We start from the raw sequence: 23,238 nt of genomic DNA, 5'->3' as shown, positions 1-23,238 counted from the left end.
TCGGGCACTTCTCACGCGCCCTCCGTCCGGCACGGGCCCGGTGGTTGCGCAAGTCAGCCCAGAAGACCGCCCAGGCCTCCACCGCTGCCACCCGAGTACGAGCTGCCGCCGCCGTCGTCGGACGACGAACCCCCGCCGCCGCCACCGGAGTTGGAGCCGCCGTCCGAACCGCCGGCGCTACTGCCCGAACTGGCGCCGCCGCCCTGCGTGGCCTGGGCTCCGGGCGCCGACTGCCGCGGTGGCTGCGCGCCGGGCACGGCCTCCCGCGGTACCTGCACGGTCTCGCGCTGGCTGGGACTTGACGTGCCCCCCTGCCGTTCACCGGGCGTGGCCGACGAGGACGGGCCGCCGGAGCGGCCGTCGTCCGCGTCCGCGCCGCGTGTGTGCCCGCCGGCGGGACTCCCGCTGTCGGTGCGGTCGTCCGGGTCCTCGGGGAGAGGCGATCCGGGCAGCTGGTTCACGGGCGGGCCACCGGGCTCGGGCACCTTGGCCGTGTGCGCGGACCGTACGGCCCCGCCCAGCACCGAGCCTGTCAGCATCGCGATCCCGGTGACGACGGACGCGATCACGGCGCCGCGGCGCAGCACCCGCAGGCGCAGGTCCCGCAGTTCGGCTCGCGGGCCGAGCTTGCGCCACGCGTCGGCCGCGAGCCTGCCGTCGACGGAGTAGACGGGTGCACCCGCGATGAGCAGCGGGCTCCAGGCGGCAAGCAGGATGATGTCCGGCGCCTCGTAGGCCGGGCCCGAACTCCAGCTCACCGTCATCAGCAGCGCCGCCGACAGCAGCGCACCGACGGCGGCGGCGACCCGCTGCCAGAGGCCGCACACCGTCAGCACGCCGATGATGATCTGGAGGAAGGCGACCGTCAGCCCGGACCCGACGGGGTGCGCCAGGGCGAAGTCCCGCAGCGGGGAGGCGATGGTCCAGGGTTCGAGCGAGCGCAGCCACGTCACCATGGAGCCGCGTGCGGCGCCGTCGAAGTAGACCGGGTCGCACAGCTTGCCCATTCCGGCGTAGACCGAGATGAAGCCGAGGAAGATCCGCATGGGCAGCAGCACGACGCCGAGGTTCATGCGGCGGCCCGGGTAGTACGCCTGACGGCGCGCTCCTGCGGCTGCCGGGACCGGGGCGCCGGAGCGGCCCTCGGCCTCCTCGGGGCCCCCGGGCGCGAGGGGCTGCCCACGACGGAGGTACGCGCCGCTTTCCCCGTGCTCGGCGAAGTCGGCGTACTCGCCGAAGTCGTCCGTGTCGCCGGAGTCGCGGGGCTCGCGGACGTCGCCGATCTCGCCGTAGTCGCCGTACGGGTCGTAGGCGCCGGGCTCCGGGCCGTCGAAGGCTCCGTGCGTGGGACGCACCCCGTGCAGCAGGGACTGCGGCTGCGTCGTCTCGACGGAGCGCGCACCGCGCTGGCCGACGACCGTCGGAGGGGCGAGGGTGTCCTCGTCGATCCGGGGCAGCACCTGGGTCGTGGAGGCGGCGGACTCCGCGATCCCCCGGTGACCGGGGCGCGCCGCCTGGTACTGCCGGGTCGCCCCGGTGTCGTCGGCGTCGGCACCCACGCCCCATACGACGGAGGTGCCGCTCGTGGTGCCCGGCGAAGACCCTGCCGTCCCGGGGCCGTTGGCGGGGACCGGTCCTGGCGCCGCACCCGGGAACGTTGCCGGGGTGCCGATGCCGGACATGGCTGGGACGGGACCGGTGGTGACGGACTCGGCGGCGGGCGGGGCGAGTTGCACACGGAAGCTCGCGTGGGTGACGACGACCTCTGCCGGATCGGAGGGGACCTTGACCGTGCTCAGCCCGGGCTCGTCGTCGAAGAAACCGCTCGGGCCGCCCTGTTGGGTGTCCCCAGGACGCCGGCCCGAGGGGTCGGGCGTGCGGGGTGTTCTGGTGTCCACACTCCACTAACCGAGTGATGGACGCTTAGGACACTGCCTCGACCGCCCCGATCTGTCCGAGGCCCGTCAAGGCCGTCGAGCCGCGGCGGGGCCGCGCCCGTGGCGCACGCCGGGCCCCGGGCCCGGCCCGGGTACGCCTCGCGGCCGTCAACTCCTGCGCCGCGCCGCCTCGTAGAGCACCACGCCCGCTGCCACACCCGCGTTCAGCGACTCCGCGCCGCCCGGCATCGGGATCCGTACGCGTACGTCGCAGGTCTCGCCCACCAGGCGGGACAGGCCCTTGCCCTCGCTCCCGACGACCACCACGACCGGCCCGTCCAGGGCGTCCAGATCCGGGAGTCCGACGTCGCCGTCGGCAGCGAGGCCGACGACCATCATCCCCGCCTTCTGGTAACTCTCCAGCGCACGCGTGAGGTTGGCGGCACGGGCGACCGGAGTGTGCGCCGCCGTACCCGCGGAGGTCTTCCATGCCCCCGCCGTCATTCCCGCGGCCCGCCGCTCCGGGACGACGACACCGTGCCCGCCGAAGGCCGAGACGGAGCGGACGACCGCGCCGAGATTGCGCGGATCGGTGATCCCGTCGAGGGCGACGATCAGCGGGTCCTCGCCCTCGTCGTAGGCGGCAGCCGCAAGATCGTCCGGGTGCGCGTACTCGTACTCCGGGACCTGGAGCACGAGACCCTGGTGGTGCAGGCCCTTCGTCATGCGGTCCAGCTCGGGCCTGGGCGCCTCCATCAGGTTGATGCCGCCGGCCTCGCCGGCGAGGCGCACCGCCTCGCGCACCCGGTCGTCGTTCTCGATGAACTGCTGCACGTACAGCGTCGACGCCGGTACACGCTCGCGCAGCGCCTCGACGACCGAGTTGCGGCCGACGACCAGTTCCGAGGCGCTCTTGCCGCCGGCCTTGCGCGCACGCCCCTGCGAGCGCCGGGCCTTGGCCTGCGCGGCGCGCTGCTTGGCATGTCCCTTGCGCATCTCGGCGGGCGGCGTGGGGCCCTTGCCCTCGAGCCCGCGGCGCCGCTTGCCGCCGCTGCCGACCTGCGCGCCCTTCTTGTTGGACGTACGCCGGTTGGGGCGCTGGCTGTTCCCGGCCATCGGGCACCTGCTTCTCTGCTGGTCACTTGCTGATTCGTCTGCCGGATCCCCGGGCGGGCCGTGGGGCCGTGGTGCCCGGCTGCCGACGGGCTGCCGTGCCGGCGGGCGTTCGCACGCTCGCGGCGCGCGGGGAATCGCCGGCTGCTGCCATTATTCCGGAGGACAGGGCCCACCGAAGAAGTGGATCAGTGCCGGCCCTCCCCGCGGGCGGCCGCGGGCACGGTCAGTGGCTGCCGCTGCCGCCGAGCTCCCAGCGCGGCCCCGACGGGGTGTCCTCGATGACCAGGCCCGCCTGCTTCAGCTCGTCGCGGATGGCGTCCGCAGTGGCGTAGTCCTTGCGCTGGCGCGCCGCCTGCCGCTGGTCGAGCACGAGACGGACCAGCGAGTCCACGGCCTCGCGCAGCTCGCCTCCCCGCCCGGCGTCCGTCGCCGTCGACTGCCAGTGCGGGCCGAGCGGATCGAGGCCGAGGACGCCGAGCATCGCCCGTACGTCCGCGAAGGCCTTCACCGTTGCTTCCTTGTCGTCCCCGCTCATGGCGGCGTTCCCGTGCCGGACGGTCGTGTGGAGGACCGCCATCGCCTGCGGAACCCCGAAGTCGTCGTCCATCGCCTCCGCGAAGGCCGACGGGACGTCGCCCGCCGGAGCCACCTCGCCGACGGTCTCGCCCGCGCGCTGCAGGAAGCCCTCGATGCGGCCGAAGGCGGCCTCCGCCTCACGCAGCGACTCTTCGCTGTACTCGATGGTGGAGCGGTAGTGCGGCGAAGCCAGGTAGTAGCGCAGCACGATGGGGCGCCAGTGCTTGACCATCTCGCTCACGAGCACCGAGTTGCCGAGCGACTTGCTCATCTTCTCGCCGCTCATGGTGACCCAGGCGTTGTGCGCCCAGTAGCGCGCGAAGCCGTCGCCGAACGCCTTCGACTGCGCGATCTCGTTCTCGTGGTGCGGGAAGACGAGGTCGACTCCCCCGCCGTGCAGGTCGAAGACCGGCCCGAGGTACTTGTGCGCCATGGCCGAGCACTCCAGGTGCCAGCCGGGTCGGCCGCGGCCCCACGGTGTCTCCCAGCTCGGCTCGCCGGGCCTGGCCGCCTTCCACATGGCGAAGTCGCGCGGGTCGCGCTTGCCGGTCTCGCCCTCGCCCTCGGGCTGGAGCAGGTTGTCCAGTTCCTGGTTGGACAGCTGGAGGTAGCCGTCGTAGGAGTGCACGTCGAAGTAGACGTTCCCGTCCGCCGCGTAGGCGTGGCCGGTGTCGATGAGGACGCGCATCATCTCGATCATCTCGGGGACGTGGCCCGTGGCCCGCGGCTCGTAGGTGGGCGGGAGGCAGCCGAGGCCCTCGTAGGCGGCGTTGAACGCGCGCTCGTTGTCGTAGCCGATGGCCCACCAGGGGCGGCCCTGCTCCGCCGCCTTCTCGATGATCTTGTCCTCGATATCCGTCACGTTCCGCACGAAAGTGACCTCGTAGCCGCGGTGGGTGAACCAGCGGCGCATGATGTCGAAGTTCAGGCCGGACCTGATGTGCCCGATGTGCGGGGCCGCCTGCACGGTGGCACCACACAGGTAGATCGAGACATGGCCCGGCGTCCGGGGGACGAAGTCGCGGATCTGCCGGCTGCTGGTGTCGTACAGGCGAATGCTCACGCGACCAGGGTAGTGGGCCCGTGAGGCCGGAGGCCCCGCACACCGGGCGTGCGTCAGCCCGCCGGCATGCGCCACGCAGTCCGGGGGCCGGGGTGTCAGGTCTGTCAGAGGCGCCCGGCGACCTTCCGGGGTGTGACGCGCACGACGACCCTCTCGGCGTCCTGGGCCGAACTCGGGTTGAACTCGGCGTAGTTCTTGCCCACGTACTTCTGCGCCAGTTCGTCGATGAGTTCCGGGCCGCCCTCGGTGGTGAGCGTGGCGGTACCGCGGATCTCCGCGTACGTGTACGGGCTGTCAGCGGGCTGCACCACGACACTGACGCGCGGGTCGCGCCGGAGGTTCAGGGTCTTGCGGCGGTCGGTCGTGGTGGAGATGAGCAGTTCGTCCCCGTCGCGCTTCACCCACACCGGTGACACCTGGGGGCTTCCGTCGGGCTGGATCGTCGCCAGTTGGACGAAGACGGGGGAGTCCAGAACCTGCTTGAGGTCGTCGGAGAGCTGTGCTGCTGCCACTGGGATCGCCTTCTCTCGGAGCGTCGTCGGTGTCCGCGGCACGGGCCTGTCATGGCGTGCCATGCGGTGTCATACCGTCAACCGGCTTGCGGGGCACGGTGTTCCGGGCCCCGCCGGGTTGTCACACCCGCGGCCCAGCGGCAGCTTCCGAAGGCGGCAGCACCAGTGCCGTCGCCACGGCCGCGAGCCCCTCGCCGCGACCGGTCAGGCCCAGGCCGTCGGTCGTCGTACCGGAGACGGAGACCGGGGCGCCGACGGCGTCGGACAGGACCCGCCGGGCCTCGTCCCGCCGCTTGCCGATCTTGGGCCGGACGCCGATGACCTGGACTGCGACGTTGCCGACGGTGAAGCCTTCCGCCCGGAGGATCCGGGCTGCCTCCGTGAGCAGAGCCACCCCGGACGCACCGGCCCACTCCGGGCGGCCCGTGCCGAAGTGCGCGCCGAGGTCGCCGAGGCCGGCCGCGGAGAAGAGGGCATCGCATGCGGCGTGCGCCGCGACGTCGCCGTCGGAGTGCCCGGCCAGGCCGTAGCGCTCCCCCTCCCAGAGCAGGCCCGCGCACCACAGTTCGCGCCCCTCCTCGAAGGCGTGCACGTCCGTGCCGATGCCGACCAGGGGCAGCACGCCGGACTGCCGGTCAGAAGCCATCGGTCGCCCGCCTCCTCGCCAGGACGGCCTCGGCGAGCACCAGGTCCAGCGGCCTCGTCACCTTGAACGCCTCGTCGTGGCCCGGGACGACCACGACCTCGACGCCGAGGCGCTCCACCATGCCGGCGTCGTCCGTCGCCCCGTCGCCCTCGCGGGCCACCTGGGCGTGCGCCGCGGCCAGCACCTTCAACTCGAAGCCCTGCGGCGTCTGCACCGCCCTCAGCCGTGAACGCTCCGGGGTGCCCGTCACCGGCTCGGGTTCGCCGGCGGGGCGGACCCGCACCTCCTTGACGGTGTCGGGGACGGGCAGCGCCGGCACGACGGCGGGCGCCCCCTCCCGTACAGCCGCCGCCACGGCGTCCACGGTCTCGACCGGCACCAGGGGGCGCGCGGCGTCGTGCACCAGCACTGAGTCGACATCGCCGGGGAGCGCCTCGAGGCCCAGCCGTACGGAGTCCTGACGCGTCTCGCCCCCGGGGACGACCACGACGTCGGTCAGGGTTTCTGCGGCGGCGAGGTGCTCGTCCAGGAGGCGGCGTACCTCGTCGGCACCGTCGGGGGGTGCCACCACCACGACGAGGGAGACGGCACGGGAGCGGGTCATCGCGCGCACGGCGTGCACCAGCATCGGCGTACCGCTCAGCGCGCGCAGCGCCTTGGGGGCGCCGGGGCCGAGGCGGACGCCGCGCCCGGCGGCCGGAATGACGGCGGCGGTGCGGTGTCCGGAACGGTCGGTCCCGGAATCGGCGGCCGGGGAGGTGGCGGAGCCGGACGCGGGCCGGGCGGCCGGAGGCTTTCCGGCCTGCCCGGCGTGCCCGGCGCGCCCGGCCTTCCGGGAATTGCCGCCTGCTCCGTCCGGGCGACCGGAATGCGACTCGCCCGCGGATTGGATTGACATCGGTTCCACGTTCAGGTTTGTGTCCTCAGCCGGTGTGGGTATGGCCTGGGCGTACCCCCGACGCAGGTCGGGGGCGTGCCGGGCGCGAAGCCTTGACCGGCCCTTCCGTGAACTCCGGTCGAGGCAACTGCCCGGGCCCGGCACGCCTTTGGCAGACGTCGAGTCCGCGCCGGAGTCCGGCACGGCGGGCAGTAGTGAGGTTACTGAACGCTGCCGGGGGTCGCTTGCAGTGCATGGACCGGCGCCGCGTGGACATGCCGCTGCGTGGACAGCCGCAGCGCAGACATGCCGCAGCGCCCGGCGACTGACGTCGTCACTCGGGCACTGCGGCACAGCCTTGCTCTACTACTGCTCAGACTTGCTCACTGCTGCTGCTCACGCTCACGCCGGACTCTCGCCACCGGCCTTCGCGTTGCTGCTCACGGCCCGCAGGTCGATGGCCGGCCCGCTCCGCCGTCGCCTCGCTCGGTCAGGATGCGAGAACCTCGTCGAGCAGCGCCTCTGCCTTGTCCTCGTTCGTGTTCTCCGCGAGAGCGAGCTCGCTCACCAGGATCTGGCGGGCCTTGGCGAGCATCCTCTTCTCACCGGCGGAGAGTCCGCGCTCACGCTCGCGGCGCCACAGGTCGCGGACGACCTCCGCCACCTTGATCACGTCGCCGGACGCAAGCTTCTCGAGATTCGCCTTGTAGCGCCGGGACCAGTTGGTCGGCTCCTCGGCATACGGTGCGCGGAGCACCTCGAAGACCCTGTCCAGCCCGTCCGAACCGACCACATCTCGTACGCCCACGAACTCCGCATTGTCCGCTGGCACACGAACCGTCAAGTCGCCCTGCGCAACCTTCAGAACCAAGTAGGTCTTGTCCACGCCTTTGATCTGCCGAGTTTCGATAGCCTCGATCAGCGCGGCCCCGTGATGGGGATAGACCACGGTGTCGCCAACCTTGAACGTCATGTGTCAGGTACCCCTTCCGTGGCTATCCAGAGTAACACGGAATCGGGCTCTTCTGAATGGCGTTTTCGCAGGTCAGGCCGCATCTCGGGGCTTGACAAGCGACCCCGTTACGTGCTGCGGCCAGTCATCTGGAACAGGTATTCGCAGGTCGGGGCACTTCTGAACGCACACCGAAACACAGCGGACACACCTGAAGAGGGTGCTTCAGAAAGGGTCAGCCGTCCGTTTTGTCCGACTGTAAGTCGTCGCCCGTTCGGCTCTCTTCACCTCTTCCCGGACTTTCCCAAGAATTGATCAGCAGTTCCGCTGATCAATTCACAGGGCGTTCGCATTCTTTCCCCGGAAAGGTCCTCCCCCGGTGTGCGGACGCCGCGCACTCCCGCGTACGCACGGGCCCGAACGGCGCGCGGCACGAGGGCCGGGTGCGGGGCCGCGGGAAGGCCTCGGTAATCTGAGCGGCGCCACAGATCGACGTATCCGCCCGCGACCGTCCCGTAGTTCGGCCGCCATAGCTCGCCCAGGAGTTGCCGCCGCCGTGAGCAGCAGCATTCGACGCGGCACCCTTGCCGCCACAGCCCTCACGCTCGCCGTCGTGACACTGTCCGCATGCGCCGCGGGGAACGACGCTCAGACGCTGGAGATCAAGCCGGACAACGCCGCGACCTCCGAGGGCTCCATCAAGATCCAGAACGTCAACATCGTCACGCCCGACGAGGGGGAGGGCCCCTCTGCCGTGACGGCCCGCATCTTCAACGAGGGTTCCAAGGACGAGACCCTCGCGGCCATCACGGTCCAGGGCGCCGGTGCCCGCGTGAAGCTGGAGCCGGCGAAGGGCGAGAGGAAGCTCACGGTGCCGGCAGGCGGTTCGCTCGCACTCGGCGGCAAGGACAACGCCTCGGCCGTGCTGCCCGCCTCCGGTTCGAGTGCCGTGCGGGACGGCAACGCACAGCCGGTGTCCTTCGACCTGAGCCGTACGGGCAAGATCTCGCTGCGTGCCACGGTCGTGCCGGCTCACGGCGACTACGCGAAGTTCGGCCCGACGGTCGCACCGTCCCCCAGCACCTCCCCGGGCACGCCTTCCGGTTCGCCTTCGGCGCCCGGGTCGGAGTCCTCACCGTCCGAGGGCGCCTCGGAGGAGGCCGGGCAGTCCGAGCCGCCGGCCGCCGGCGACGACGACGCGGCCGGAGCCGAGCAGGAGGCCGAGGGGCAGGCCGCGGAGCACTGAGCGTCCGCGCCACCCGCCGCCGCACACCATGAGCGAGGCCCCGCCCGTACGGGCGGGGCCTCGCTCATGGTGTGCTCGTGGTGTGCTCGTGGTGGTGTCCCCGGTGTCTACGGCTCGAACTTGTAGCCCAGGCCCCGCACGGTCACCAGGAAGCGGGGGACGCCCGGGTCGGGCTCGATCTTGGCGCGGAGGCGCTTGACGTGGACGTCGAGGGTCTTGGTGTCCCCCACGTAGTCGGCGCCCCAGACCCGGTCGATCAGCTGCATCCGCGTGAGCACCCTGCCGGCGTTGCGCAGCAGCATCTCGAGGAGGTCGAACTCCTTCAGCGGCAGATCGATCTTGCTGCCGTCGACGGTGACGACGTGCCTGTCCACGTCCATGCGCACCGGGCCGGCCTCGAGGGCCGCGGGCGTGACCTCCTCGGGTTCGCCCTGACGGCGCAGCACGGCCCGTACGCGCGCGACGAGTTCGCGTGACGAGAAGGGTTTGGTGACGTAGTCGTCGGCTCCTATCTCAAGGCCGACGACCTTGTCGATCTCGCTGTCCTTCGCGGTGACCATGATCACCGGGACGTTCGAGCGGCCGCGGAGCTGGCGGCACACCTCGGTGCCGGGCAGGCCCGGCAGCATCAGGTCGAGCAGTACCAGGTCGGCTCCGTTGCGTTCGAACTCGTCCAGCCCGTCGGGGCCGGTGGAGGCGACGGCGACTTCGAAACCTTCCTTGCGCAGCATGTACGACAGTGCGTCGCTGAACGATTCCTCGTCCTCGACGACGAGCACTCGGGTCACGGGAGGACCTCCGGGGCGGTCTCAGGGGCGCGCGGCAGCCCGCGCGGCGTTGTGAAAAGAGATGGGGAGGGACGGGAAGAGGAAGAAGGGGAGGGAGAGGAATAGGAGGGAGGGGACGAAGTGGGGGAAGAAGAAGCGGAAGGAGCCGCGGGGGCGGCGGAGGCAGCCGGTGACGGTTCCCTCCGAAGACCCGCGGGACCGGAGGAGCCGCGGAAGTGCCGTTGCCCCTCAGGGGCCGCGACCCCGGAGGTCTCGGCAGGGTTGTCAGGCTTGTCGGGCTCGTCGGGTGCGGCGGCATCCGGTCCGTCCGCGGAACCGTGCGGGTCGGATCGGCCGTCCGGGTCGCCCGGGACGGGCTGTCCCGCCCGATCGGCTCCGCCGTTCCGGCCGCCCTCGTCCAGGGGGTCGTCCGCGTCGTCGAAGTCGTCCGGCTCCTCGTCGACATCCTCCGGCGGACGGGCGCTGCCGCTCTTCCGCGACTCCGCACGGCTCCGTCCGGGGCCGCCCTCCGGAAGCCGGAGCGTGAACGTGGAGCCCTGTCCTTCGGCGCTCCACACGGTGACCTCGCCGCCGTGCGACGCGGCCACGTGCTTGACGATGGCCAGTCCCAGGCCGGTGCCGCCGGTGGCGCGCGAGCGGGCCGGGTCCACGCGGTAGAACCGCTCGAAGACCCGCTCCTTGTCCCGCTCGGAGATGCCGATGCCCTGGTCGCTGACCGATATCTCGATGAAGTCCCCGCCGGGCGCCGCAACCCGGCGGCCCGCGATGCCGACGCGGGTGCGGGCGGGCGAGTAGTTCACCGCGTTCTCGACGAGGTTGCCGAGGGCGGCCGCGAGCTGGCTGCGGTTGCCCCACACGTGGAGCCCGTCCTCCGCGCTGCCGCTCGTGGCCGTGCCCGCACCGCCGCCGCCCGACCGGCCCGCGACGAGGGCGATCTGCTTGCTGCTCGCCGACTGGCGGCAGCGGTCGATCGCCTCGTCCACCAGCTCGTCCACGCCGACCTGCTCGGCATCGCCCAGCGGGTCGTCGTTCTGGACGCGGGAGAGGTCGATGAGCTCCTGGACGAGGCTCGTCAGCCGCGTCGCCTCGTACTGCATGCGCCCGGCGAAGCGCTCGACCGCCTCGGGGTCGTCCGCCGCGTCCAGCACCGCCTCGGAGAGCAGGGACAGCGCGCCGACCGGGGTCTTCAGCTCATGGCTGACGTTCGCCACGAAGTCGCGGCGCACGGCCTCTATGCGGCGGGCCTCCGTCATGTCCTCGACCAGCAGCATCACGAGCCGGGAGCCGAGGGGAGCCACGCGGGCGGACACGGCGAGGGCCTCGCCCCGGCCCGTGCCGCGCCGGGGGAGGTCCAGGTCGACCTGCCGTATCTCGCCGTCCCGCCTCGTCTCGTGCGCCATCTTCAGCATCGGCTCGACGGCCAGCCGGCCGCCCCGCACGAGCCCCAGGGCATACGCCGCGGAGCTCGCCTTGACCACCTCGTCCGACTCGTCCAGCACTACGGCGGATGAGCGCAGCACGGAGAGCACGGTGTCCACACCGGGCGGCAGTACGGCCTCGGTGTGCAGCGAGGAGCGCGTGGGGCGGGCCTGGTCGCGCTCGCTCCAGCGGAACGCCAGCATCGCGATCACGCCGGTCATTACTCCGGCGATCGCCGCCGCTGCGGCGACCGCCGCGTTCACGTCCATGCCTCAAGGCTATGCGCGCTCGTCGGCACCGCCCCAGGGGAAGCGGGAGACCTCGAACACTCGTCTCCCAGAGTTCACCTTGAGGTCGTGACCGGTTCACCGCGGAGGTCGGCGACAGACGCATTCCGGACGGAGCGTGGGAACCTGAGGCCGGCCCTGCGGGCACCTCTGTCGAGAGAACATGCGAGGGAAGGACAGCCATGCGTGACGCGTACCACGAGGAGCTGGACTCGATCAGCGACAGCCTGGTCGACATGGCCCGGTTCGTCGGCTCTGCGATCGGCCGCGCCACGACGGCGATGCTGGACGCCGATCTGAAGCTGGCCGAAAGCGTCATCGCCGGGGACGAGAAGGTCGACGCCATCCAGCACGACCTGGAGAACCGAGCCATCCAGCTGCTGGCGCGGCAGCAGCCCGTCGCGACGGACCTGCGGATAGTCGTCACGTCGCTGCGGATGAGCGCCGACCTGGAACGCGCCGGCGACCTGGCGCAGCACGTGGCGAAGGTCACCCGCCTGCGGTTCCCCGACTCCCCCGTGCCGGGTGATCTGCAGGCGACGCTGCTGGAGATGGGGCAGCTGGCGCAGCGGCTGATGGCGAAGGCCGCGGAGGTGATCATCACGAAGGACGTCGACCTGGCTCTGCAGCTGGAGCACGACGACGACGCGATGGACGACCTGCACCGCACGCTCTTCCAGCACCTGATGGACGACCGCTGGCAGCACGGGATCGAGACGGCCGTCGACGTGACGCTGCTCGGCCGCTACTACGAGCGCTTCGCGGACCACGCGGTCTCGGTGGCCCGTCGCGTGGTCTATCTGGTCACCGGCGACTACGCGCACGAGCTCGACCCGGCGGCCGCTGCCGCCGGTGACGGCACCGCCCCGGTCGAGGACGCCTGAGCGCGGGACTGCCGCGGGCCCGGCGACGGCCGCATGCGGTTCGCGCGTCCGGGGGCGCGACGTACCGCTCGACGTTCGGTGCGGCCACCGGCGGCCGGGACGGGGACGCCGCCGACGGGCCGCCGTCACCCTTCTCGTGCAACTACGCGCCCTTTGTGCGCCCGTGGTCCGGGCCGGAGGGTGGGGAGTAGTCCGGGGAGGAGAAGGAGGAAGTCGTGGCTGAGCACAGCGATCCGGCCCTGCCCATGGCGCGGGCGGACGAGCGGCCGTCCCTGCACGTACTGGGGGCGTGCGGTTGCGGTCCGGGCTGCGGGTGCGGATGTCAGTCCGGCGGCCCGTGTCAGTGCGGCGGTTGCTGCGGCTGACAGAGGTCTGCCGCAGGCGGCTGCACCGCGGCCCGGGCGGTCCGAGCCGCTGAGGGCCCTGCCCGGTTCGACGGGGCAGGGCCCTCAGCTTGCGCTCCGGGGAGGTGCTTGCCGATGACCGGGCGCGGAAGATTCGGGAACCGGAAGTCGGTGAGGTTCCGCAACGCGAGCTTCGGCAACGCCCTCGTCAGACGACGTCGTAGATCAGGTGCGTCGCGGTCGATGTCGGGGTCACGCTCCGCTGCACCAGCGTGCGCTGCGCTCCGCCGGTGAACAGCGGCGTCCCGGCACCCAGCACGACGGGCGCGAGGTGCAGCGACAACACGTCGGCCAGTCCGGCGTCGAGGGCCGATCCGACTGTGGCGCCGCCGCCCATGAGGAAGACGTCGAGGTCCCTGCCGGCCTGCGACGACGCTGCCTCGGCGCGCTCGCGGGCGGCGCTCACGGCGTCGGCCAGTCCGGTGGTGACGAACGTCCAGTCGAGGTCGGTGAGCCGCACCGACTCCGGTGGCGAGCTCGTCACGACCACGAACGCGGGCTTGCCCACCTCGCCGGCGCCGTACCCGGATGTGTCGTCCCACCCGTGCGGGCCGTCGACCACGTCGAAGAGCCGGCGGCCGAGGACGACGGCGCCCGAGCGGGCGGTCGACTCACGCAGGATCCGGCGGTCCTCGGGGTCGTCGGAGAACGCCCAGGTGTGCAGGGCCTCGCCGGCGTCGCCCAGACCGTTGTCCGGTCCGGGGCGGGGCCCGGTGACGAAGCCGTCGAGGGAGACGGAGATGTCGGCAACGATTCGAGTCATGCCGGGGCAGACCCGGGCCGCCGGCCGGACTCATCGCCCGCCGCACGGCGGCGCGCAAGCAAGACCCCTGAGAAAAAAGGGCCCCTGCCCGCGCAAGCGCGAGCGGGAGCCCTTTCGTTCCGCAGTTCTACTTCTTGCCCTGGTTCTTCACGGCCTCGATCGCGGCCTTCGCCGCCTCCGGGTCGAGGTACGTGCCGCCACGCTTCACCGGGTGGAAGTCGGCGTCCAGCTCGTAGCTGAGCGGGATTCCCGTGGGGATGTTCAGGCCCGCGATCTCCTCGTCGGAGATGCCGTCGAGGTGCTTCACGAGGGCGCGCAGGGAGTTGCCGTGCGCCGCGACCAGGACGGTGTGGCCCGCGAGGAGGTCCGGGATGATGCCGTCGAACCAGTACGGCAGCATCCGTCCGACGACGTCCTTGAGGCACTCGGTGCGGGGGCGCAGTTCGCTCGGGACGCCGGCGTAGCGCGGGTCGTCGCTCTGCGAGTACTCGGCGCCGTCGGGCAGTTCGGGCGGCGGGGTGTCGTACGAGCGGCGCCAGAGCATGAACTGCTCCTCGCCGAACTCCTCACGCACCTGTGCCTTGTCCTTGCCCTGGAGGGCACCGTAGTGCCGCTCGTTGAGCCGCCAGGAGCGGCGGACCGGGATCCAGAGCCGGTCGGCGGACTCCAGTGCGAGCTGTGCGGTGCGGATGGCCCGCTTCTGCACGGAGGTGTGCAGCACGTCGGGGAGCAGCCCGGCGTCCTTGATCAACTCGCCGCCGCGGACCGCCTCCTTCTCGCCCTTCTCGGTAAGGTTCACGTCCACCCAGCCGGTGAACAGGTTCTTCGCGTTCCACTCGCTCTCTCCGTGCCGGAGGAGGATCAGCTTGTACGGTGCGTCGGCCATGCGGAGCACCCTACTGGGTGTGTCCGGTGGTGTGTTCGGAGGAGATATCCGTTGACTGCGGTGTGGCCCCCGCGCACATGTGTCGACAGCCGGTTCGTCCCTACGGTCACGCCATGAACCCCGAGAACCCCGCAGCTGACAAGAGTCCGACGCCACCCCAGGCGTCCCCGTCGCCGGAGTCGCCGGCACCGTCGTCCTCATCGTCCACGCCGCCCTCAGCGTCGCTGCGGCGCGTCGTCGCCGCCAGCCTCGTCGGCACGACGATCGAGTGGTACGACTTCTTTCTCTACGGTTCGGCCGCAGCCCTGGTCTTCGACAAGCTCTTCTTTCCCAGCTCCGACCCGCTGGTCGGCACGCTGCTGGCCTTCCTCACTCTCGCCGTCGGCTTCGCGGCCCGGCCCATCGGAGCGCTCGTCTTCGGGCACTACGGCGACCGGATCGGCCGCAAGAAGCTGCTCGTGCTCAGCCTGATGATGATGGGCGGGGCGACGTTCGCGATCGGGCTGCTGCCCACGCACGCCGCGATCGGATCGCTCGCGCCCGTACTGCTGACGGTGCTGCGCCTCATCCAGGGGTTCGCCCTGGGCGGCGAATGGGGCGGCGCGGTGCTGCTGGTCTCCGAGCACGGGGACGCCAAGCGCCGCGGCTTCTGGGCCTCCTGGCCGCAGACGGGCGCACCCGCGGGCCAGTTGCTGGGCGTGGCCGTGCTTGCTGTGCTGACGGCACTGCTGTCGGAGGAGGCGTTCCTGAGCTGGGGCTGGCGGGTGCCGTTCCTGCTCTCGGCCGTGCTGGTCGGCGTCGGCATGTGGATCCGGCTCGCCGTCGACGAGACGCCGGTCTTCAAGGAGGCCCGGGCCCGCGCCGAGGCGCGCAAGGCCGAGTCCGCGATGACCGGCGGGGACGAGCAGGCGGAGAAGATGCCGCTGGTCGCGGTGCTGCGCTACCACTGGAGGGACGTGCTCATCGCGATGGGCGCGCGGATGGCGGAGAACATCTCCTTCTACGTCATCACCGCGTTCATCCTCGTCTACGCGACGAAGGAGCTCGGCCTCTCCCAGCAGACGGCGCTCAACGCCGTGCTGATCGCCTCCGCGGTGCACTTCGCCGTGATCCCCGCGTGGGGTGCGCTCTCCGACAAGCTCGGACGCCGCCCGGTCTATCTGATCGGAGCGGTCGGCATCGGCCTGTGGGTCTTCCCGTTCTTCGAGCTGCTCAACACCAAGAGCTTCGGTTCGATGGTGCTCGCGGTGATGGTCGGGCTGGTCCTGCACGGTGCGATGTACGCGCCGCAGGCGGCCTTCTTCTCGGAGCTGTTCGCCACGAGGGTGCGCTACTCCGGTGCGTCGATCGGCGCGCAGTTCTCGTCGCTGGCGGCGGGTGCGCCGGCGCCGCTGATCGCCACCGCGCTGCTGGCGGACTTCGGCAGCTCGACGCCGATCGCGCTGTACGTGATCGCTGCCGCGCTGCTCACCGTCATCGCGATCGCGTGTGCGAAGGAGACCAGCCGACTGGACCTGACGAAGATCGGCCAGGACGCCGCCGTCGGCGACGGCGGCGCATCCGGCCCCGCGTCCGCGGACGGGTCATCCTCCGACCGCTCCCGCGAGCCTGTGCAGCCGTAGCGCGAGCTGCGTCTCGAGGGCGCGCTCCGGGGACTGCCAGTCGTCGCCCAGCAGCCTGGCCACACGCTCCAGGCGCTGGGCGACGGTGTTCACGTGGACGTGGAGTTCGTCCTTGGCGCGTGCCGGGCTCATCCCGCACGCGAAGTAGGCGTCCATGGTGGCCACCAGGTCGGTGCCGCGGCGTGCGTCGTAGTCCAGTACGGGCCCGAGCGTGCGGCGTACGAAGCTGCCGACGTCGCGGCTGTCGGTGAGCAGCATGCCGATGAAGCCGAAGTCCTCGGCTGCCGCGCCCTCTCCGGTGCGTCCGAGCAGCCGCAGCGCGTCCACGCAGCGTCGCGCCTCGGGGTAGGCCGCGGCGACGGCTCCGGACTCGGCGGCGGGCGCGGCCACGGGCGCCGAGGCGCCGACGGTGACGGGTGCGCCCGCGGAGTGCCCGAGTTCGGCGGCGATCTCGCCGGCGGTGCGGGACGGCGTGCCGTCGGCGCGCAGCGGCAGCAACAGCACGATCCCGCCGTCCCTGGCGGCGGCCAGCCCGTGCCGGGTGGCGGCCAGATGGGAGGCGGCGGCCCACAGACGCTGCCGGCCGAGGCTCTCCTCCCGCTCCGCCGGGCCCACGCGTCCGGAGGCCCCGGCGGAGGGCCCTCCGGACGGCCCTTCGGAAGACTTTTCGGAATGACCTCCGGAAGGCCCTCCGGTAGGACCTTCGAGCCGTGCGCTGAGAAGTACGTGCGGCGTGTCGAGGTCCGCGTGCAGCCGTGCCGCGCGGTCGCGCAGCAGGCGCGGGTCGTGCCGCGTGGAGTCGAGAAGGTCGTCGAGGAGTTCGCCGCGTACGCGCTGCTCGGCCTCGCCCGCCGATCGGCGTGCCAGCAGCAGCAGGGACGTGACCATGGCGGCGCGTTCGAAGGTGCGCTGGTCGACGGGGTCGAGCAGGGGATGGCCGTGCAGCACGAGCGCGCCCAGGAGTTCGCCGCCGGCGGTGACGGCGGTCACCCAGGTGTCTCCGTCCCGCATGGCGTGTCCGGCGCTTCGGGAGCGTTCCACCGAGGGATGGGCCGACGCGGCGGACGGCTCGACGAACTCGACGCGTCCCTCGAGGACTTCGGAGACCGCGGCGGCCACGTCCGTCACATCGCCGCCGCGCAGCACGAGTTCGGTGAGCCTGTCGTGGACGTCGCTGGCGCGCTCGATCGTCTCGTTGGCGCTCTCCAGTTCGGCCATCGCGTCGCGGGTCTCGGAGAGCAGCCGTGCGTTGTCGATCGCGACGGCGGCGTGGGCGGCGAACGAGCCGAGCAGGGCGATCTGTTCACGTTCGAAGACTCGCGCGCGGCGGTCGGCCGCGTAGAGGACGCCGATGACGTCGCGTCCGCCGAGCAGCAGCGGCACGCCGAGGATGGCGATCAGGCCCTCCTCGCCCACGGCCGCGTCGATGGGGCCGGTGTGCCGGAAGCGCTCGTCCGTCGGATAGTTGTCGGTGACGTAAGGGCGCGCTGTCTGCGCGACGAGCCCGCCGAGCCCCTCCCCCATGCCGAGGCGCACCTGCTGGAAGCGGGCCGAGACGGACCCCTCGGTGACGCGCATGTACGTGTCGCCGCGCTCGTGGTCCGTGAGGGACATGTACGCGACCTCTGTGCCCAGCAGCGAGCGGGCCCGCTGCACGATCGCGCGCAGCACGTCGTCCAGGTCGCGCAGTCCGGCCAGGTCGTGCACGGTCTCGATGAGCGCGGTCAGCTCGGCCTCGCGGCGCCGCCGGCCCTCCAGTTCCGCGCGGATGCGCAACGCGAGCAGCTTGCCGTTCTCCAGAGCCGCCAGCTCGGCGGCCGGTGCGCCGGCCTCACGGGCGCGCGCGAGAGGTTCGTCGTACGCCTCGACGGGCGCACGGCGCGAGAGGAGTTCCAGGTAGGCGGCGTCGGAAGACCGGGCTTCGGGCATGGTCACAGGCTTACCGTGGCGCGTGGCGTGACGCCAGTGGCCGCCGGTCCCCTCCGGGACGCCGGGGGCCGGTGCGCCGGCGAGGTCCGGGCGCTGCCGGCGGGGCCTGCCCGGCCGGCGGCCCGCCGCCCGGAAGCGGGACTGCCGGGCGGGATGACGGGCGGACTGACAGGCGGGCTGCCCGCTCTCCCCCAGGGCCCGGGGACACCACCCGGCCGAAGGCCCGGGGCCCGACCCTGCCCGGGGCCCGGGACGGGCCGAGCCCCGGGCCGCACGTCGCGACCGCCGTCGGTGGGCGCCTCAGCGAGCGCGTCAGTGCGGGCGTATGCGAGCGCGTCAGTGCGGGCGTATGCGAGCGCGTCAGCCAGCGCGTCAGTGCGCGGCCCAGCCAGCGCGTCAGTGCGCGGTCCACGCGCCGTCGAGGGGCAGCGAGGTGCCGGTGACGAAGGACGCCTCCCGGGTGCACAGATAGGCGACGGCCTCGGCGACCTCCTCCGGTTCGAGCAGCCGCTTCAGCGCGGAGTCGGCGAGCAGGATCTCCGAGACGACCCGGTCCTCCGAGATGCCGTGCGCCGCCGCCTGGTCGGTGATCTGCCGTTCCACCAGGGGCGTACGGACGTAGGCGGGGCAGACGCAGTTGGACGTGACGCCGTGCTCGGCGCCCTCCAGCGCGGTGACCTTCGACAGGCCCTCCAGGCCGTGCTTGGCGGAGACGTAGGCCGACTTGTACGCCGAGGCGCGCAGCCCGTGCACGGAGGAGATGTTCACTATCCGGCCCCAGCCCTGCTCGTACATCTGCGGGAGCGCTCCGCGCACGAAACGGAAGGGGGCCTCCAGCATCAGCGTTAGCAGCCTGCGGAAGTCCTCGGGCGGGAACTCCTCGATGGGGCGCACCAGTTGGGCGCCCGCGTTGTTGACGAGGATGTCGGTGCCGGCAGCGAGACGCTCGGCGGCGTCGAGCCCCTCCGCGTCGGTCAGGTCGAGGGGGTGGGGCTGGAGCGAGCCGCCGCCGTCCTCGTCCTGAAGGGCCCGCAGCCCGTCGGCGTCACGGTCGACGACCCGGACCTTCGCGCCCGCCGCCGCCAGTCTGAGGGCGCACGCCCGTCCGATGCCGCTCGCGGCACCGGTGACCAGCGCGGTGCGGCCGGTCAGGTCGAGGACGACGGAGTGGGGGCCGGGTGTCAGCTGCTCGGTCATGCGGCAACGCTAGGTGCGCGTGCAGCGGCCGCCCAATGTGGTGGCGCCACACTCACACCTGGTCACCACTGGACGCACGACACGTTCGGGTGCCGGTTGCCGCGCCCCTACCGTCGACGGGTCCCCAAGGGACGCCCCCCCCACGGAAGGAGCGCCATGAAAGCAATCCGCTCGAAAGCCGCTCTGCTGCTGACCGCACTGACCGCACTCGCCACCGCAGGCCTCGCCGCCGCAGCCGGCTCAGGCACCTCGTTCGCGGCGGACCCCGTCGGAGCCTCGCGCTCCGCGGGACCGGCGGACGGGAAGGCCGCGGCGGCCGGCCTGGAGAAGGTCGACGGTTTCGGCTCCAATCCAGGAGCGCTCGGCATGTACCGCTACGCCCCGGACGGACTGCCCGCGAAGGCTCCCGTCGTTCTCGCGCTGCACGGCTGCACGCAGGACGCGGCGACGTACTTCGAGGGCGCCGGCTGGCAGAAGGCCGCGGACGACGGAGGTTTCTCCGTCGTCGCACCGCAGCAGGAACAGGCCAACAACGCCAACAAGTGCTTCAACTGGTTCCAGTCGGGCGACACCGACCGCGGCAAGGGCGAAGCGCTGTCGATCAAGCAGATGGTGGACCGGACGGTCGCGGATCTGGACGCCGACCCCTCACGCGTCTTCGTCACGGGCCTCTCGGCGGGCGGCGCCATGACCGCCTCGATGCTGGCCGCCTACCCGGACGTCTTCAAGGGCGGCGCGGTAGTCGCGGGCCTGCCGCACGGGTGCGCGAACAGCGTCGTCGAGGCCTTCACCTGCATGAATCCCGGTGTCTCCAAGTCGGCCTCGGCATGGGGCGACCTGGTCAGGAACGCCGCCCCGGACCACTCGGGGGCCCGGCCGCAGGTGTCGGTCTGGCACGGCACGGGTGACACGACCGTGGCCCCGAAGAACGCCGAGGAGTCCGTCAAACAGTGGACGGACGTGCTCGGCGCCGACCAGCAGGCCGACGCGACCGAGGAGTTGCAGGGCGGCACCGCCCGCTCCGACTACGAGAACGCGGACGGCGACGTCGTCGTCCGCAGCTACCTGGTGGACGGGATGCCGCACGGTACGCCCGTGAAGCCGGACGAGGACTGCGGCAAGGCAGGCCAGCACTTCCTCGACAAGATCTGCTCGACCAAGCACATCACCGCGGACTGGGGGCTGGGAGGCTGACGCCAGGTCCCTCCCCGTTCCCGGCTGCTCCCCCGGAGGTGCAAAGGCGCGCTCCGGCACCCGGCACCCGTGCGCGCCGGCCCGCTCACACCTCTGGGGGAGCACGCATCTCCGAGTCCCTACACCCCTGTTGTGGCTTGTCCGCGCCCTCCGCGGCAGGTACGCACAGGGGTCGCGGAGCTTCCCGGGCGGGCACGGCGGTTGCGCGCCTCGCACGATGGATCCGGCGCCGGCGTCGTGCGGGCGCCATCCACGTGCAGGCAACCGCGGAAGGGAAGCAGATGATCAACCTCGCACGCGCGATAACCACTGCCGGTGTCGCACTCGCTGTCTCACTCGTCGCCGTACCCTCGGCCTCGGCCGTCGTGAGGGAAGCGGGAAGGACCGTGGCCCGTGCCGCGGCCCAGGCCCACAACGAGCCCGCCGACGCGGGCCGCATCCTGGCACCGGCCGGCGGGGATCTGACCGGCAGTCCCCTCCCCTGCGAGGTGGAGGATTCGAAGCCGGAGACCACCGTGGCGTCCTGAACGCCTCCGGCCGCTCTGTCGCCCCCGGCCGCTCTGTCTTCGGTCTCCCTGGTTCTCCGGTTCCGGTTCACCTTCTCCGGTTCACGGTTCTCCGGTTCTCGGTTCACCGGTTCTCCGGACCCTCGATCACTGCGCACCTGTCGCGCACCGTCAAGGACCGACCGCGCGTCCGGACCCTCACCGGCCGCGCATCGGACCCCGTCGCGCTCCGTCGCACTCGGGCGGCGGACGTCGGACCCGGGCCGTGGCCTCGCCCCGGCCCGTGCCGGCCGTCAGCCGCTCCCGCCGTCCGGTGTGCCTCCCGTCAGATGCGTGAAGGCGTCCAGGTTGCGCGTCGACTCGCCGCGCGAGGTGCGCCACTCGTACTCGCGGCGGATCGCCGTCGCGAAGCCCATCTCCAGCAGGGTGTTGAAGGAGCCGTCGGCGTTCTCCAGCACCGCCCCCAGCAGCCGGTCCACCTCTTCCGGGGTGACGGCGCCCAGCGGCAGCCGGCCCGCCAGATAGATGTCGCCGAGCTTGTCCAGTGCGTAACTCACCCCGTACAGGCGGGTGTTGCGTTCCAGCAGCCAGCGGTGCACGGCCGCGTGGTTCTCGTCGGGGCAGCGCACGACGAAGGCGTTGACGGAGAGCGAGTGCCGTCCGACGGCGAGCGAGCAGGTCGTGGAGAGTTTGCGCGTGCCCGGAAGCGTGACGACGTAGGTGCCCTCGGCGGGGCTCTCCCACTCCAATCCGGCCTCGCGCAAGGCCTGTTCGACGGCACCGCGGGCCCGGCCCGGCGCGTCGCCGCGGCCCCTCGCGGCGCCGGCGCCGTTCTTCTCCCCGGCGGACCCGGCACTCTCGGTGCCACGGGCGCCCTTCGCATCAGCCGCGTCAGCCATGGGCCGATCGTAGGTGACGGCGACGGTCGTGCATCGCGTCGGCATAGACCTCGAGGGTGCCTGCCGCTGCCGCGTCCCAGCCGAACCCGGCGGCGTGCCGGGCCGCGGCCTCGCCCATGCGCTCGACGGGGCTGTCCGGCCCGTCGGTGACGAAGCGCCGCAAGGTCCGCGCGTAGTCCCGCGGGTCGTGGCCGTCGACGAGGAAGCCGCTCACCTCATCCCGCACGGCGACCGGCAGCCCGCCCACCGCCGCCGCGATCACGGGCGTCCCGCAGGCCTGTGCCTCGACCGCCACCAGCCCGAAGGACTCGCTGTAGGACGGCATCACCAGGACGCTGGCGGCCCGGTACCAGTCCGCGAGCTCCTCCTGGTCCACCGGCGGGCGGAACCGCACGATGTCCGAGATGCCGAGCTTCGCGGCGAGCTTGTGCAGCCACTCCGGCTTGGCCAGTCCGCTGCCGCTCGGCCCGCCGACGACCGGGACGAGCAGCCGCCGGCGCAGTGAGGGCTCGTCCTGGACGAGCAGCGCCGCGGCACGCAGCAGGATCTCGGGGGCCTTCAGCGGCTGTATCCGTCCGGCGAAGAGCGGGATCAGGGCGTCCTGCGGCAGTCCCAGGCGGCCACGGGCGGCGGCGCGTCCGTCGGCTGGGCTGAAGCGCTCCAGGTTGACGCCCGGGTGCACGACGGCGGTGCGTGCGGGGTCGGCCTCGTAGTGCCGGACCAGTTCGCCGGCCTCCTCGGCCGTGTTGGCGATGAGCCTGTCGGCGGCGCGCACGATCTGCGTCTCGCCGATGACGCGGGCGGCCGGTTCCGGGGCGTCGCCCTCGGCCAGTGCCGCGTTCTTCACCTTGGCCATGGTGTGCATGGCGTTGACGAGCGGAACGCCCCAGCGCTGAGCGGCGAGCCAGCCGACGTGGCCGGAGAGCCAGTAGTGGGAGTGCACCAGGTCGTAGTGCCCGGGACGGTGGCCCGCCCACGCCTGCATCACACCGTGGGTGAACGCGCAGAGCTGCGCGGGCAGTTCCTCCTTGGCCAGGCCCTCGTACGGGCCCGCGTCGATGTGCCGGACGAGGACTCCGGGGGCCAGTTCGACGCTGGGCGGAAGGGCGGCCGCCGTCGAACGCGTGAATATCTCCACCTGGGTGCCGTGGGCGGCGAGCTGCTTGGCGAGTTCGACGATGTAGACGTTCATGCCGCCCGCGTCTCCCGTCCCCGGCTGGTGCAGGGGGGAGGTGTGCACGCTCAGCATGGCGACCCTGCGGGGGCGCCGGCCGGACCCGAGCCGCAGCCACGGGCGCTGCTGCTGCGGCTGGGCGGGCCGACGGGCCCGGGGGAGGGAGCGGAGCTGACCGAGCCGCGCCATGTACTGGCTCACGGGCGATGCCTCCTCGTGTGGAGTGCCTGCGCTGCGGACACCGGCGGTGCCGCCGGAGCCGCGGACTCTGCGGCACGCCCAGCGGTCCGGCATGCGGCGGGCGTGCGTACGCGGAGCCTCCGGCCCTCCCAGCGAGAACACCGGAGTTGCTGCTTCCCATTCCGGCTGTACCGAATCGTGACACCGCGGCTTTCCGATCACGGCGACGCGGTCCGCCGGA

20 protein-coding genes are annotated in these 23,238 nt (G+C 72.1%); 5 read left to right on the top strand and 15 right to left on the bottom strand.

Annotated elements, in window-relative coordinates:
- Positions 1-53: 53 nt before the first annotated feature.
- From H180DRAFT_RS00530 to H180DRAFT_RS00500, 7 genes are all read right to left on the bottom strand, one after another.
- Positions 54-1,898, bottom strand: a complete 1,845-nt coding sequence (locus tag H180DRAFT_RS00530) for a DoxX family protein (RefSeq protein WP_055483964.1) — start codon at positions 1,896-1,898, stop codon at positions 54-56.
- Between the two features lie 147 nt (positions 1,899-2,045).
- Positions 2,046-2,993, bottom strand: coding sequence for a 23S rRNA (guanosine(2251)-2'-O)-methyltransferase RlmB (gene rlmB / locus H180DRAFT_RS00525; protein ID WP_055483963.1), 948 nt, complete (start codon positions 2,991-2,993; stop codon positions 2,046-2,048).
- 223 nt (positions 2,994-3,216) lie between these two features.
- Positions 3,217-4,632 carry a cysteine--tRNA ligase gene (gene cysS / locus H180DRAFT_RS00520; RefSeq protein WP_055483962.1) on the bottom strand — a complete coding sequence of 472 codons (1,416 nt, stop codon included), beginning with the start codon at positions 4,630-4,632 and terminating at the stop codon, positions 3,217-3,219.
- Between the two features lie 104 nt (positions 4,633-4,736).
- The gene (locus H180DRAFT_RS00515) at positions 4,737-5,144 is read right to left on the bottom strand and encodes a PPOX class F420-dependent oxidoreductase (protein WP_055483961.1); all 408 of its coding nucleotides are present in this window, start codon (positions 5,142-5,144) and stop codon (positions 4,737-4,739) included.
- A 121-nt stretch (positions 5,145-5,265) separates the two neighbouring features.
- The gene (gene ispF / locus H180DRAFT_RS00510; protein ID WP_055483960.1) at positions 5,266-5,790 is read right to left on the bottom strand and encodes a 2-C-methyl-D-erythritol 2,4-cyclodiphosphate synthase; all 525 of its coding nucleotides are present in this window, start codon (positions 5,788-5,790) and stop codon (positions 5,266-5,268) included.
- Positions 5,780-6,688: a 2-C-methyl-D-erythritol 4-phosphate cytidylyltransferase gene (gene ispD / locus H180DRAFT_RS00505; protein ID WP_079099735.1), complete on the bottom strand. Its 909-nt coding sequence runs from the start codon at positions 6,686-6,688 to the stop codon at positions 5,780-5,782. Before ispD ends, ispF begins: the two co-directional genes overlap by 11 nt.
- A gap of 469 nt (positions 6,689-7,157) precedes the next feature.
- Positions 7,158-7,640: a CarD family transcriptional regulator gene (locus H180DRAFT_RS00500; protein WP_016472332.1), complete on the bottom strand. Its 483-nt coding sequence runs from the start codon at positions 7,638-7,640 to the stop codon at positions 7,158-7,160.
- Positions 7,641-8,175: 535 nt separating this feature from the next.
- Here H180DRAFT_RS00500 and H180DRAFT_RS00490 point away from each other — a divergent pair.
- Positions 8,176-8,865 carry a copper chaperone PCu(A)C domain-containing protein gene (locus H180DRAFT_RS00490; RefSeq protein ID WP_055483959.1) on the top strand — a complete coding sequence of 230 codons (690 nt, stop codon included), beginning with the start codon at positions 8,176-8,178 and terminating at the stop codon, positions 8,863-8,865.
- A gap of 107 nt (positions 8,866-8,972) precedes the next feature.
- Here the strand turns inward: H180DRAFT_RS00490 and H180DRAFT_RS00485 are convergent, their stop codons facing one another.
- Both H180DRAFT_RS00485 and H180DRAFT_RS00480 read right to left on the bottom strand, forming a co-directional pair.
- A complete protein-coding gene (locus H180DRAFT_RS00485; RefSeq protein WP_055483958.1) occupies positions 8,973-9,653 on the bottom strand; it encodes a two-component system response regulator PhoP in 681 nt (226 codons plus the stop codon).
- Positions 9,650-11,341 carry a sensor histidine kinase gene (locus tag H180DRAFT_RS00480; RefSeq protein ID WP_079099734.1) on the bottom strand — a complete coding sequence of 564 codons (1,692 nt, stop codon included), beginning with the start codon at positions 11,339-11,341 and terminating at the stop codon, positions 9,650-9,652. The genes H180DRAFT_RS00485 and H180DRAFT_RS00480 overlap by 4 nt, the downstream gene beginning before the upstream one ends.
- A 200-nt stretch (positions 11,342-11,541) precedes the next feature.
- Here H180DRAFT_RS00480 and phoU point away from each other — a divergent pair, with 200 nt between their 5' ends.
- A complete protein-coding gene (gene phoU / locus H180DRAFT_RS00475) occupies positions 11,542-12,243 on the top strand; it encodes a phosphate signaling complex protein PhoU (RefSeq protein WP_055483957.1) in 702 nt (233 codons plus the stop codon).
- Between the two features lie 552 nt (positions 12,244-12,795).
- Here the strand turns inward: phoU and H180DRAFT_RS00470 are convergent.
- The gene (locus H180DRAFT_RS00470) at positions 12,796-13,410 is read right to left on the bottom strand and encodes a dihydrofolate reductase family protein (RefSeq protein WP_055483956.1); all 615 of its coding nucleotides are present in this window, start codon (positions 13,408-13,410) and stop codon (positions 12,796-12,798) included.
- A 127-nt stretch (positions 13,411-13,537) separates the two neighbouring features.
- Positions 13,538-14,296, bottom strand: coding sequence for a phosphoglyceromutase (locus H180DRAFT_RS00465; protein ID WP_055483955.1), 759 nt, complete (start codon positions 14,294-14,296; stop codon positions 13,538-13,540).
- 113 nt (positions 14,297-14,409) lie between these two features.
- Here H180DRAFT_RS00465 and H180DRAFT_RS00460 point away from each other — a divergent pair, with 113 nt between their 5' ends.
- Positions 14,410-15,918 (top strand): MFS transporter, encoded by a 1,509-nt coding sequence (locus H180DRAFT_RS00460; RefSeq protein WP_079099733.1) that lies wholly within the window; start codon positions 14,410-14,412, stop codon positions 15,916-15,918.
- Here the strand turns inward: H180DRAFT_RS00460 and H180DRAFT_RS00455 are convergent.
- Complete coding sequence (locus H180DRAFT_RS00455; RefSeq protein WP_055484419.1) at positions 15,880-17,847, bottom strand: helix-turn-helix domain-containing protein; 1,968 nt, start codon at positions 17,845-17,847, stop codon at positions 15,880-15,882. The two genes, H180DRAFT_RS00460 and H180DRAFT_RS00455, sit on opposite strands and share 39 nt — an antisense overlap.
- A 396-nt stretch (positions 17,848-18,243) precedes the next feature.
- Positions 18,244-19,044 carry a 3-hydroxybutyrate dehydrogenase gene (locus H180DRAFT_RS00450; RefSeq protein ID WP_055483954.1) on the bottom strand — a complete coding sequence of 267 codons (801 nt, stop codon included), beginning with the start codon at positions 19,042-19,044 and terminating at the stop codon, positions 18,244-18,246.
- Positions 19,045-19,200: 156 nt separating this feature from the next.
- Between H180DRAFT_RS00450 and H180DRAFT_RS00445 the strand changes: the two genes are divergently transcribed.
- Together H180DRAFT_RS00445 and H180DRAFT_RS00440 are read left to right on the top strand one after the other, a co-directional pair.
- A complete protein-coding gene (locus H180DRAFT_RS00445) occupies positions 19,201-20,238 on the top strand; it encodes an extracellular catalytic domain type 1 short-chain-length polyhydroxyalkanoate depolymerase (protein WP_079099732.1) in 1,038 nt (345 codons plus the stop codon).
- Positions 20,239-20,519: 281 nt separating this feature from the next.
- Entirely contained in the window at positions 20,520-20,765 is a 246-nt protein-coding gene (locus tag H180DRAFT_RS00440) for a hypothetical protein (RefSeq protein ID WP_055483953.1), read from the top strand.
- Between the two features lie 272 nt (positions 20,766-21,037).
- Here H180DRAFT_RS00440 and H180DRAFT_RS00435 read toward each other — a convergent pair whose 3' ends face one another.
- On the bottom strand, positions 21,038-21,643 hold the full coding sequence (locus H180DRAFT_RS00435) for a type III secretion system chaperone family protein (protein WP_079099731.1): 606 nt from the start codon (positions 21,641-21,643) through the stop codon (positions 21,038-21,040).
- On the bottom strand, positions 21,636-23,018 hold the full coding sequence (gene mshA / locus H180DRAFT_RS00430) for a D-inositol-3-phosphate glycosyltransferase (protein WP_055484417.1): 1,383 nt from the start codon (positions 23,016-23,018) through the stop codon (positions 21,636-21,638). Before mshA ends, H180DRAFT_RS00435 begins: the two co-directional genes overlap by 8 nt.
- Positions 23,019-23,238 lie beyond the last annotated feature (220 nt).

This window comes from Streptomyces sp. WMMB 322 (genome assembly GCF_900090145.1).
Classification (GTDB): domain Bacteria; phylum Actinomycetota; class Actinomycetes; order Streptomycetales; family Streptomycetaceae; genus Streptomyces.
Note: the sequence above shows the minus strand (reverse complement) of the source record. Positions and strands in the feature narration are given on the sequence as shown.

What these genes read in the sequence shown, in the direction of transcription:
- H180DRAFT_RS00480 (WP_079099734.1), bottom strand. Translation starts at nt 11,341, where the DNA reads ATGGACGTGAACGCGGCGGTCGCCGCAGCGGCGGCGATCGCCGGAGTA.
- ispD (WP_079099735.1), bottom strand. Translation starts at nt 6,688, where the DNA reads ATGTCAATCCAATCCGCGGGCGAGTCGCATTCCGGTCGCCCGGACGGA.
- ispF (WP_055483960.1), bottom strand. Translation starts at nt 5,790, where the DNA reads ATGGCTTCTGACCGGCAGTCCGGCGTGCTGCCCCTGGTCGGCATCGGC.
- H180DRAFT_RS00445 (WP_079099732.1), top strand. Translation starts at nt 19,201, where the DNA reads ATGAAAGCAATCCGCTCGAAAGCCGCTCTGCTGCTGACCGCACTGACC.
- H180DRAFT_RS00460 (WP_079099733.1), top strand. Translation starts at nt 14,410, where the DNA reads ATGAACCCCGAGAACCCCGCAGCTGACAAGAGTCCGACGCCACCCCAG.
- H180DRAFT_RS00500 (WP_016472332.1), bottom strand. Translation starts at nt 7,640, where the DNA reads ATGACGTTCAAGGTTGGCGACACCGTGGTCTATCCCCATCACGGGGCC.
- rlmB (WP_055483963.1), bottom strand. Translation starts at nt 2,993, where the DNA reads ATGGCCGGGAACAGCCAGCGCCCCAACCGGCGTACGTCCAACAAGAAG.
- H180DRAFT_RS00465 (WP_055483955.1), bottom strand. Translation starts at nt 14,296, where the DNA reads ATGGCCGACGCACCGTACAAGCTGATCCTCCTCCGGCACGGAGAGAGC.
- H180DRAFT_RS00435 (WP_079099731.1), bottom strand. Translation starts at nt 21,643, where the DNA reads ATGGCTGACGCGGCTGATGCGAAGGGCGCCCGTGGCACCGAGAGTGCC.
- H180DRAFT_RS00455 (WP_055484419.1), bottom strand. Translation starts at nt 17,847, where the DNA reads ATGCCCGAAGCCCGGTCTTCCGACGCCGCCTACCTGGAACTCCTCTCG.
- phoU (WP_055483957.1), top strand. Translation starts at nt 11,542, where the DNA reads ATGCGTGACGCGTACCACGAGGAGCTGGACTCGATCAGCGACAGCCTG.
- H180DRAFT_RS00440 (WP_055483953.1), top strand. Translation starts at nt 20,520, where the DNA reads ATGATCAACCTCGCACGCGCGATAACCACTGCCGGTGTCGCACTCGCT.
- H180DRAFT_RS00470 (WP_055483956.1), bottom strand. Translation starts at nt 13,410, where the DNA reads ATGACTCGAATCGTTGCCGACATCTCCGTCTCCCTCGACGGCTTCGTC.
- H180DRAFT_RS00450 (WP_055483954.1), bottom strand. Translation starts at nt 19,044, where the DNA reads ATGACCGAGCAGCTGACACCCGGCCCCCACTCCGTCGTCCTCGACCTG.